This window comes from Rhodovulum sp. DZ06, from assembly GCF_050586345.1.
Classification (GTDB): domain Bacteria; phylum Pseudomonadota; class Alphaproteobacteria; order Rhodobacterales; family Rhodobacteraceae; genus JBOCEF01.
In genome coordinates this window covers 24,404-33,556 of sequence record NZ_JBOCEF010000052.1, presented here as the reverse complement: position 1 = coordinate 33,556, position 9,153 = coordinate 24,404, and the positions used below count along the sequence as shown (strand labels likewise).

Here is a 9,153-nt window from a genome sequence, read left to right as displayed (position 1 = left end):
CCCCCCCCCCCCCCCCCCCCCCCCCCCCCCCCCCCCCCCCCCCCCCCCCCCCCCCCCCCCCCCCCCCCCCCCCAGTCTCCCTCGACCAACGCCGGCCCACCCGCTATCCCCTCCCCATGCAGATCCCGAGCCTTACCGCCCTTCCGGACCTTCCTGTCCGCGCCGTGCTGCCCGCGCTCGCCGCCGCGCTGGCGGAGGCGCCCTGCGCGGTGCTCGAGGCGCCGCCGGGCGCGGGCAAGACCACCCTTGCGCCCATTCACCTCGCCGCCCAGCCCTGGGCCACGGGGCGCATCGTGATGCTGGAGCCGCGCCGCGTCGCCGCCCGCGCCGCGGCCGAGCGGATCGCGTCGCTGGTGGGCGAGACGCCGGGCGCCTCGGTCGGCTGGCGCATCCGCGGCGAGAACACCTGCGGGCCGGACACGAAGATCGAGGTGGTGACCGAGGGCGTGCTGACCCGGATGCTGCAATCGGACCCGGAGCTGAGCGGCGTCTCGGCGCTGCTGTTCGACGAGATCCACGAGCGTTCGCTGAACGCCGATCTCGGGCTGGCGCTGGCGCTCGAGGCGCAGGGCGCGCTGCGCGAGGACCTGCGCATCGTCGCCATGTCCGCGACGCTGGACGCCGACGCGCTGGCGGCGCTGATGGGGAACGCGCCGGTGATCCGCTCGGACGGGCGGATGTTTCCAGTGGAAACACGCCATCTCGTCAAACCCTGGCGCGCCCCGGCGGGCCGCCGCGGGCCGCGTTTCGAGGACGCGATGGCGGACCTGATCGCCGAGGTGATGGCGGCGGAGCCCGGCTCCGCCCTCGCCTTCCTGCCGGGGGCGGGCGAGATCGCGCGGGTGGAGCAGCGCCTGTCCGGTCGGCTGCCGGGCGTCGAGATCCGCCCGCTCCATGGCGGCCTGCCCTTCGCCGCGCAGCGCGCCGCGATCCGGGCCTCGGAGGGGCGCAAGCTGGTGCTGGCGACCTCGATCGCCGAGACCTCGCTGACCATCGACGGGGTGCGCATCGTCATCGACGGGGGGCTGGCGCGGCGGGCGCGGTTCGACCCGGCCTCGGGCATGTCGCGGCTGGTGACGGACCGGGTGACGAAGGCCGAGGCAGAGCAGCGACGCGGCCGGGCCGGGCGGCTGGAGCCGGGCGTCTGCGCGCGGCTCTGGACCAAGGGCGAGGAGGGCGGCATGGCCCCTGCCCCGCGCCCCGAGATCCTGGAGGCGGACCTGGCCGCGCTGGCGCTGGAGCTGGCGCTGTGGGGGGCGGCGCCGGGCGACCTCTCCTTCCCCGACCAGCCGCCCGAGGCCGCGTTCCGCGAGGCGCAGGCGCTGCTCCGGGACCTCGGGGCGCTCGACGCCGAAGGCCGGGCGACGGCGCATGGCAAGGCGCTGGCCCGGGCCCCGGCGCATCCGCGGCTGGCGCACATGATGCTCTCGGCCCCGGCCGCCTCGCGGCGGGACGCGGCGCGGCTGGCGGCGCTGCTCGAGGATCGCGATCCGCTGCCGCGCGAGGCGCCGTCGGACCTGTCGCTGCGGCTGTCGGCGCTCGCGGGCGGCAAGCGTTTCGCGTCCGAGCACCCCTATCGCGCCGACCCGGGGCGGCTGGCGGCGATCCGCGAGGCGGCGAAGCGGCTCGAGCGGTCGGCGAAAGGCGGCGGCGGGCCGGGCGATGCGGAATCGCCCGGCGCCCTCCTCGCCCGCGCTTACCCGGACCGGATCGCCTTGATGCGCCGGAACGGCGAGGCGACGCGGGAGCGGCCGGAGGCGCGGTATCTTCTGTCCGGCGGCAAGGGCGCAGCGCTGAGCGGGGGCGATCCGCTGTCATCGCAGCGGCTGCTGGCGGTGGCGGACACGGATGGCGACCCGCGGCAGGCGAAGATCCGCCTCGCCGCGCCGCTGGACCGGGCCGAGCTGGAGGCGCTGTATGGCGACCGCCTCGAGGAGGTGCGCGTCTGCCAGTGGAATTCCCGCACCCGGTCCGTCGAGGCGCGGATCCAGCGGCGGCTCTTCGCGCTGGTGCTGGATGACCGGCGCTGGCCCGACGCGCCGCCCGAGGCGCGGGCGGCGGCGATGGCCGAGGGGGTGCGCGAGCTCGGCCTGCAATGCCTGCCCTGGACGGCGGCGGCGATGCGCCTGCGCGCGCGGGTCGATTTCGGCCGCCGTGCGGGGGTGAAGGGGCTGCCCGACATGTCCGACGACGCGCTGCTGGCGGAGCTGGATGCGTGGCTGACGCCGCATCTCGGGACCATCCGCGGGGCGGGAGAGCTGGAGCGGCTGGACCTCGCCTCCCTCCTGTCCGCGCGGCTGGATTGGGGCGCCTCGCAGGCGCTGGAGGCGGCGGCGCCGTCCCATTTCACCGCGCCGACGGGCAGCAAGGTCCCGGTGGATTACGACCGCGACCCGCCCGCCATCGCGATCCGGTTGCAGGAGCTGTTCGGGCTGACCGAGCATCCCTCGGTGGGGCCGCGGCGGCTGCCGCTGCTGCTGGACCTTCTGTCGCCCGCGGGGCGGCCGGTGCAGACCACGGCGGACCTGCCGGGCTTCTGGGCCAATTCCTATGCCGATGTGCGCAAGGACCTGCGCGGGCGCTACCCGCGCCATCCCTGGCCCGAGGACCCCGCCGCGGCGGAGGCGACGCGCCGGGCCAAGCCGCGGGGCCGCTGAGGGGGCCGCCGAGGGCGCCGCCGAGGGGGCCGCCGAGGGGACCGTTGCCAGGGACGCTGCCGCGGAGGGGGGGGGACGCCGCCGGGGGGCGCCGCCTCGGCCAGCCGCCCGCCTCCGTCAGCCGCGGGCGAGGACCCGCCCGCGCAGGCGCAGCACCCCGAGCGCCGCGAAGGCGCCGGAGAGCAGCGCCAGCGTGCCCGGGAGCGGGATCACCATCGGCGGCTCCTCCGCCCCCTCGAGCGCCAGGGCCGCCCCGACGGACAGGGGCGCCGCCGGCGCCGAGGAGAGCGGCGCGTGGGCGCGGCTGATCTGCAGACCCTCGCCCGTCGATTGCGGCCGCCGCGCCGTCGCGCCCGGCTCCGCCGCCCCGGCGCGATCCGCGCTGGTCCCCGGCTCGGCCTGGGCGCCGCGGTCGGCCGTCATCCCCGGCTCCGCCGCCGTGCCGCGATCCGCCGTCATCCCCGGCTCGGCCGCGCCGCCGCGATCCGCCTGCCCGCCGGTGGCCGCGTGATCGCGGCGCAGCGCCAGGCCGGGCGGGGCCGCGCGCGACGCCTGCGCGGCGCCCGCCGCGGCCGCCCTCGCCGGCGCCGCGTGGCCCCATTGAAGGTTGTCGAGCAGGATCAGCGCCGCGTCGGTGCGCAGCCGGATCTCGTCGAAGCGCACGCCGGTGAAGCCGACATAGGCGGTGTCGGCGTTCGACCAGCCCGCCTGCCAGCGCATCGTCTCCACCGCCTTGCCGTCGAGCAGCGCCGTCGCCTCGACCCAGGCGCCGGGGGCGGCGAAGGCGAAGGCCGCCGCCTCCTGGTCCTGCGCCCAGAGGATCGAGAGCGCGCCGGTCCAGCCCGCGTCGCCGTGGGAGCCGAGCGCCGCGCCCGACATCCCCGCCACGTGGTCGACCCGCTGGGGCGAGAGGGCGAGCGGGCGCGAGAAGGTCACCCCCGCCCGCGCCAGCCCGCGCACCAGCGCGCCGGGCGCGCGCGCGGCGCCCTCGAAGCCCACCACCCGCTCGGGCGCCGGAAGGCCCGTGGGCCCGAGGAACATCGCCGCCCGCGCGGGCGCGGCGGGCAGCGACGCGGCGCAGAGCAGCGCGCCGAGGCAGGCGGCCGCGCGCACGGGCCGGGCCCCCGCGCGCCGGGGCGCGGCGGCGGAGGGGGACGGGCGCCGGGCGGGGCGCGGAACGCAGGGATCCATGACGCGGGCTCCGAATCAGAACGGACGAGACAGCCCGATCCTGCGCCCCTTCCCCCTGCGAAACCGTTGCCATGCCCCCCGGCCCGGCCGGTCCAACCCGAAACATTCCGCGAACACCCGGATTTCTTTCCCCCTCCGGCGGATCCGCCATGATTTGTTCACCATGTCCGAAGAGCCTCGACGCCCCCGGCGGAGCCGCGACCGCTCCGCCGCGGGGCGCCCCGACCCGGGCGCCCGAGCGCCGGGAAACCCCGAACCCTGAAGGACCCCCCGATGTCAGCCGCCGCAGCCGCAGCCCCCGAGCCGTCGTTCCGCCACTCCGTCGACATCATGTTCAACCGCGCCGTCTCGCTCATGGACCTCTCGCCGGGGCTCGAGGAGAAGATCCGCGTGTGCAACGCCACCTATACCGTGCGCTTCGGCGTGCGCCTGCGCGGGCGGGTGCACACCTTCACCGGCTACCGGTCGGTGCATTCCGAGCACATGGAGCCGGTCAAGGGCGGCATCCGCTTCGCCCAGTCGGTCAACCAGGACGAGGTGGAGGCGCTGGCCGCGCTGATGACCTTCAAATGCGCGCTGGTCGAGGCGCCCTTCGGCGGCTCCAAGGGCGGCCTGTGCATCGACCCGCGCCAGTGGGAGGAGGACGAGCTCGAGCGCATCACCCGCCGCTTCGCCTTCGAGCTGATCAAGCGCGACCTGATCCACCCCTCCCAGAACGTGCCCGCACCCGACATGGGCACGGGCGAGCGGGAGATGGCCTGGATCGCCGACCAGTACCGGCGCATGAACACCACCGATATCGACAGCCCCGCCTGCGTCACCGGCAAGCCGCTCGACGCCGGCGGCATCCTGGGCCGCGTCGAGGCGACGGGCCGCGGCGTGCAATACGCGCTGCGCGAATTCTTCCGCCACCCCGAGGACGTGGCCTGGGCGAACATGACCGGCGGGCTCTCGGGCAAGCGGGTCGTGGTCCAGGGCCTCGGCAACGTGGGCTATCACGCCGCCAAGTTCCTGTCCGAGGAGGACGGCGCGGGCGTGATCGCGGTGGCCGAGCATGACGGCGCGATCATCAACGACGAGGGCATCGACATCGAGGCCCTGCGCACGCATATCGCCGAGACCGGCGGCGTGCGCGGCTTTGCGGGCGGGACCTACCGCGCCGACGGCCACGCGGCGCTGGAGATGGAGTGCGACATCCTGATCCCCGCGGCGATGGAGGGGGTGATCAACCTCTCCAACGCCGACCGGGTGAAGGCGCGGCTGATCATCGAAGCGGCCAACGGCCCGATCACCGCCGGCGCGGACGAGATCCTGCGCAAGAAGGGGATCGTGGTGATCCCCGACCTCTACGCCAACGCGGGCGGCGTGACCGTGTCCTATTTCGAATGGGTCAAGAACCTCTCGCACATCCGTTTCGGGCGGATGGAGCGGCGGCGCGAGGAGGCCCGCCACCAGTTGCTGCTCGATGAGCTCGGCGGCGCGGGGGTGAACCTCTCGGCCGAGTTCCAGCGCAAGTACCTGCAAGGGGCGGACGAGCTGGAGCTGGTCCGCTCGGGCCTCGACGACACGATGCGCGAGGCGTACCAGCGGATGCGCGAGGTGTGGCGCGAGCGGCAGGACGTGCCGGACCTGCGCATCGCCGCCTATCTGTGCGCCATCGACAAGGTGGCCAAGAGCTATCGCGCGCTGGGCCTGTAGGCGCAGGGTCTGCAGGCGCCGGGTCCGAAGAACGCGGAACGCCCGCCGGGAGACCGGCGGGCGTTCTGCATTCAGCGGCGCAGGGCGGCGGGTCAGAGGCCCTGGCGCCCCATCTCCAGCACCTTGCGGCGGCGGGCCGCCAGCCGCTGGTCCGGGCCCATCGCGTCGACCTCGGACAGCATCGCCGCGATGGCCGAGCCGGTGCGGGCCATGGTCAGCTCCCGGTCGCGATGGGCGCCGCCGACCGGCTCGTCGATGATCCGGTCGATGACCTTGAGCTTGTAGAGATCCTGCGCCGTCAGCCGCAGCGCCTCGGCCGCCTCGCGCATCTTCTCCGAATCCTTCCACAGGATCGACGCGCAGCCCTCGGGCGAGATCACCGAGTAGATCGAGTGCTCCAGCATCGCCACCCGGTCGGCGGTCGCAAACGCCACCGCGCCGCCCGAGCCGCCCTCGCCGATGATCACCGACACCAGCGGCACCTTGATCTGCAGGCATTTTTCCGTGCTGCGGGCGATGGCCTCGGACTGGCCGCGCTCCTCGGCGCCCTTGCCCGGATAGGCGCCCGCGGTGTCCACCAGCGTGATCACCGGCAGGCCCATGCGGTCGGCGAGGTCCATCAGGCGCACCGCCTTGCGATAGCCCTCGGGGCGGGCCATGCCGAAATTGCGGTGGATGCGGGAGCGGGTGTCGGCGCCCTTCTCGTGCCCGAACACCACCACCGGGCGGTCGCGGAACCGGGCGAGGCCGCCCACCACCGCCGCGTCCTCGGCGAAGCCGCGGTCGCCGGCCAGCGGCGTGTACTCGTCGAACAGCGCGTCGATGACGTCGAGCGCATGGGGCCGGTCGGGATGCCGCGCGACGCGGCATTTGCGCCAGGGCGTCAGGTCGGCATAGAGCTCGGCCAGCATCTCGGCCGCCTTGGCGTCGAGGGCCGCGGCCTCTTCCTCGACCTTCACGCTCTCGTCCTGCCGGGCCATGGCGCGAAGCTCTTCGGCCTTGCCCTCGATCTCGGCGAGGCCCTTTTCGAAGTCCAGGTAGGTCTGCATGGCGCGGCGGTCCCTTTCGGCGGTGGCTCGGCCCTTCGAATATGCCTGCCGGGCCGGATTTTCAATGCGCCGCGACGCGGAAAACGCCGCGGGCGCGCCCCCCTTGATCCCGCGCCCCCCCGCGCGCATCGTGGCCGCGCACTCGAACAAGGACCTTTCCCGATGAGCATGAGCGACGGCCGCATCCGCACTTTCCACAACGGCGCCTGGCATGAAGGCGACGTGCCGGTGGCGGGGGCGGCCACGCACGGGCTGTGGCTGGGCACGACGGTGTTCGACGGGGCGCGGACCTTCGAGGGGGTGTCGCCCGATCTCGACCTGCATTGCGCGCGCCTCAACCGCTCGGCCCGCGCCATGGGGATGGCGCCGGTGCATTCGGACGGCGAATTGGTGGAGATCGCGCAGGAAGGCATCGCGGGCTTCAACGGGGGCGAGGCGCTCTATATCCGCCCGACCTACTGGTCGAAGGACGGCGACGCGGCGCTGATCGGCCCGGACCCCGAAAGCACCGATTTCGCGCTGTGCATCGAGGAATTCCCGATGCCGGACGAGGCGAAGTTCGAGGCCGGCGCCTCGGCCGCCATCTCCTCGTTCCGCCGTCCGAACCCGAGCATGGCGATGACCGAGGCGAAGGCCGCCTGCCTTTATCCCAACAACGCGCGGATGCTGCGCGAGGTGCGCGCGAAGGGGTTCGACGACGCCATCTCGCTCGATCCCATCGGCAACGTGGCGGAGTTCGGGTCCTCGAACCTCTTCATCGTCAAGGACGGGGTGGCGGCGACGCCGATCATCAACGGCACCTTCCTCAACGGAATCACGCGGCAGCGGGTCATCAAGCTGCTGAACGCCAACGGGGTCGAGTGCGTGGAGGCGGTGCTGAGCGTGCAGGACCTGTGGGAGGCGGACGAGATCTTCTCGACCGGCAATGCGCGCAAGATCGGCGCGCTGACCCGGTTCGAGACGCGCGAGCTGGAGGTCGGGCCGGTGGCGCGGCTGGCGAAGAAGCTCTACTGGGAGTTCGCGCACGGCTGAGGGGCGCGGCGGCGTCAGGCCTTGCCCTTGTCCACGCGCGGGCTGCAGCCGCCCGACGACAACCCCGCGGCCGCCTCGGGGCAGCGCGCCGCCGCCTCGGCGCCCGAGAAGGCGGCATAGGCGGCGCAGCGCAGCGCATCCTCGAAATCATAGGCGAAGGCGGGCAGGTTCGCGGCCTCGACCGCCTCGCGCACCTTCGGCCCCGGATTGGCCATCGGCCACAGCCCGGCGACCGAGGTGAAGATCATCCGCATCGCGATCTCGGCGCCCTCGGCGCTCAGCGCCCCATGCCCGCGCACCAGCGCCGCGACGCCGCGCTGGTGCAGCAGGTACATGGCGCTTTTCAGCTCGACGATCTTGGGGGCCGAGATGTTTTGCTCGAGCGTCCCGGCCATGATCGACACGAGGTGGCACAGGCGCGGACGCTCGGCGAAGCAGGCGGCGGTTCCGGCGGCCAGGTGCAGCAAACGCTGATCCTGCGGCGCGTCCGAGGCGGCGAGGGTCCCGGCCTCGATCTCCAGCTCCTCGACCATCTTCTCGCAGCCGTCGATCAGAAGCTGGATCAGGATCTCTTCGCGGCTTTCGAAATAACGGTAGAGGCCGGACTTCACCACGCCCGCGCGCGACGCGATGGCGCTGAGCGTCGCCGCCTCCGGGCCGCCCTCGTCCAGCAGCGCGCGCGCCGCCGACAGGATCGACGCGCGACGTTCCGCCTTGCGCTCCGGGCTGCGCGCCCTCTGGAATCCATCATCCGCCATGTGCGAAGATGTAGCGTGGAATGGGATCGACGGCAAGCGAACGCTGTTCTCTTATTGACATCCCGGCCCCGGTTCCCATTTATCCCCACAGTCGGCGCCGCGCAGGCGCTCCTTCGTCCCCCGCCGCAATGGGGGAGCGGCCCCATCCCCAGACGGGCCGCGGAGCGTTGTTCCCCCTCTACCGCGCGGCGCCGGCGCCTGGATGTTCAGCCCGGCGCGCCGGGCGCGGCGCGGGCCGTCCCCCCGCGCCCCACCAAGAAGACGGCGAGGGTAGGATGAAGCTGACGGTCAATGGCGAGACGCGGGAGTTCGAGGCCGATCCCGACATGCCCCTTCTGTGGGCGCTGCGGGATCTGCTGGACGTGAAGGGGCCGAAATACGGCTGCGGGATCTCGGCCTGCGGGGCCTGCACGGTGTGGATCGACGGGGTTCCGACCCGCTCCTGCACCATGCCCGTCGGCGTGGTCGAGGGCGCGGTGACGACCATCGAGGGCCTGCCCGCCGCCATGCCCGCCGCCGCCTCGGCTTCGGGCGAGCCGCCGGTCCTCTCGGCCGTGCAGACCGCGTGGGAGGCGGAGCAGGTCCCCCAGTGCGGCTATTGCCAGTCGGGCCAGATCATGGCCGCCGCGGCGCTGCTGCGCGACAATCCCGCCCCCACCGACCAGGACATCGACGATGCGATGACCAACCTGTGCCGCTGCGGGACCTATCCGCGCATCCGCGCCGCCATCCACCGCGCCGCCGGCGCCATCGCCGAGGGCTGAGCGT

7 protein-coding genes are annotated in these 9,153 nt (G+C 73.9%); 4 read left to right on the top strand and 3 right to left on the bottom strand.

Annotated elements, in window-relative coordinates:
• Positions 1–116: 116 nt before the first annotated feature.
• Positions 117–2,657 carry an ATP-dependent helicase HrpB gene (gene hrpB / locus ACQ5SO_RS18260; RefSeq protein WP_430943075.1) on the top strand — a complete coding sequence of 847 codons (2,541 nt, stop codon included), beginning with the start codon at positions 117–119 and terminating at the stop codon, positions 2,655–2,657.
• Positions 2,658–2,774: 117 nt separating this feature from the next.
• Here hrpB and ACQ5SO_RS18255 read toward each other — a convergent pair whose 3' ends face one another.
• Complete coding sequence (locus ACQ5SO_RS18255; RefSeq protein ID WP_430943074.1) at positions 2,775–3,770, bottom strand: hypothetical protein; 996 nt, start codon at positions 3,768–3,770, stop codon at positions 2,775–2,777.
• 351 nt (positions 3,771–4,121) lie between these two features.
• Between ACQ5SO_RS18255 and ACQ5SO_RS18250 the strand changes: the two genes are divergently transcribed.
• Positions 4,122–5,546, top strand: coding sequence for a Glu/Leu/Phe/Val family dehydrogenase (locus ACQ5SO_RS18250; protein WP_430943073.1), 1,425 nt, complete (start codon positions 4,122–4,124; stop codon positions 5,544–5,546).
• Positions 5,547–5,638: 92 nt separating this feature from the next.
• On the opposite strand, the gene ACQ5SO_RS18245 is transcribed toward ACQ5SO_RS18250, so the two are convergent.
• The gene (locus ACQ5SO_RS18245; protein ID WP_430943072.1) at positions 5,639–6,595 is read right to left on the bottom strand and encodes an acetyl-CoA carboxylase carboxyltransferase subunit alpha; all 957 of its coding nucleotides are present in this window, start codon (positions 6,593–6,595) and stop codon (positions 5,639–5,641) included.
• Between the two features lie 162 nt (positions 6,596–6,757).
• Here ACQ5SO_RS18245 and ACQ5SO_RS18240 point away from each other — a divergent pair, with 162 nt between their 5' ends.
• Positions 6,758–7,627 (top strand): branched-chain amino acid aminotransferase, encoded by an 870-nt coding sequence (locus tag ACQ5SO_RS18240; RefSeq protein ID WP_430943071.1) that lies wholly within the window; start codon positions 6,758–6,760, stop codon positions 7,625–7,627.
• A 14-nt stretch (positions 7,628–7,641) separates the two neighbouring features.
• Here ACQ5SO_RS18240 and ACQ5SO_RS18235 read toward each other — a convergent pair whose 3' ends face one another.
• Positions 7,642–8,385: a TetR family transcriptional regulator gene (locus tag ACQ5SO_RS18235; RefSeq protein ID WP_430943070.1), complete on the bottom strand. Its 744-nt coding sequence runs from the start codon at positions 8,383–8,385 to the stop codon at positions 7,642–7,644.
• A gap of 275 nt (positions 8,386–8,660) precedes the next feature.
• Between ACQ5SO_RS18235 and ACQ5SO_RS18230 the strand changes: the two genes are divergently transcribed.
• Positions 8,661–9,149: a (2Fe-2S)-binding protein gene (locus ACQ5SO_RS18230; protein ID WP_430943069.1), complete on the top strand. Its 489-nt coding sequence runs from the start codon at positions 8,661–8,663 to the stop codon at positions 9,147–9,149.
• Positions 9,150–9,153: the final 4 nt, after the last annotated feature.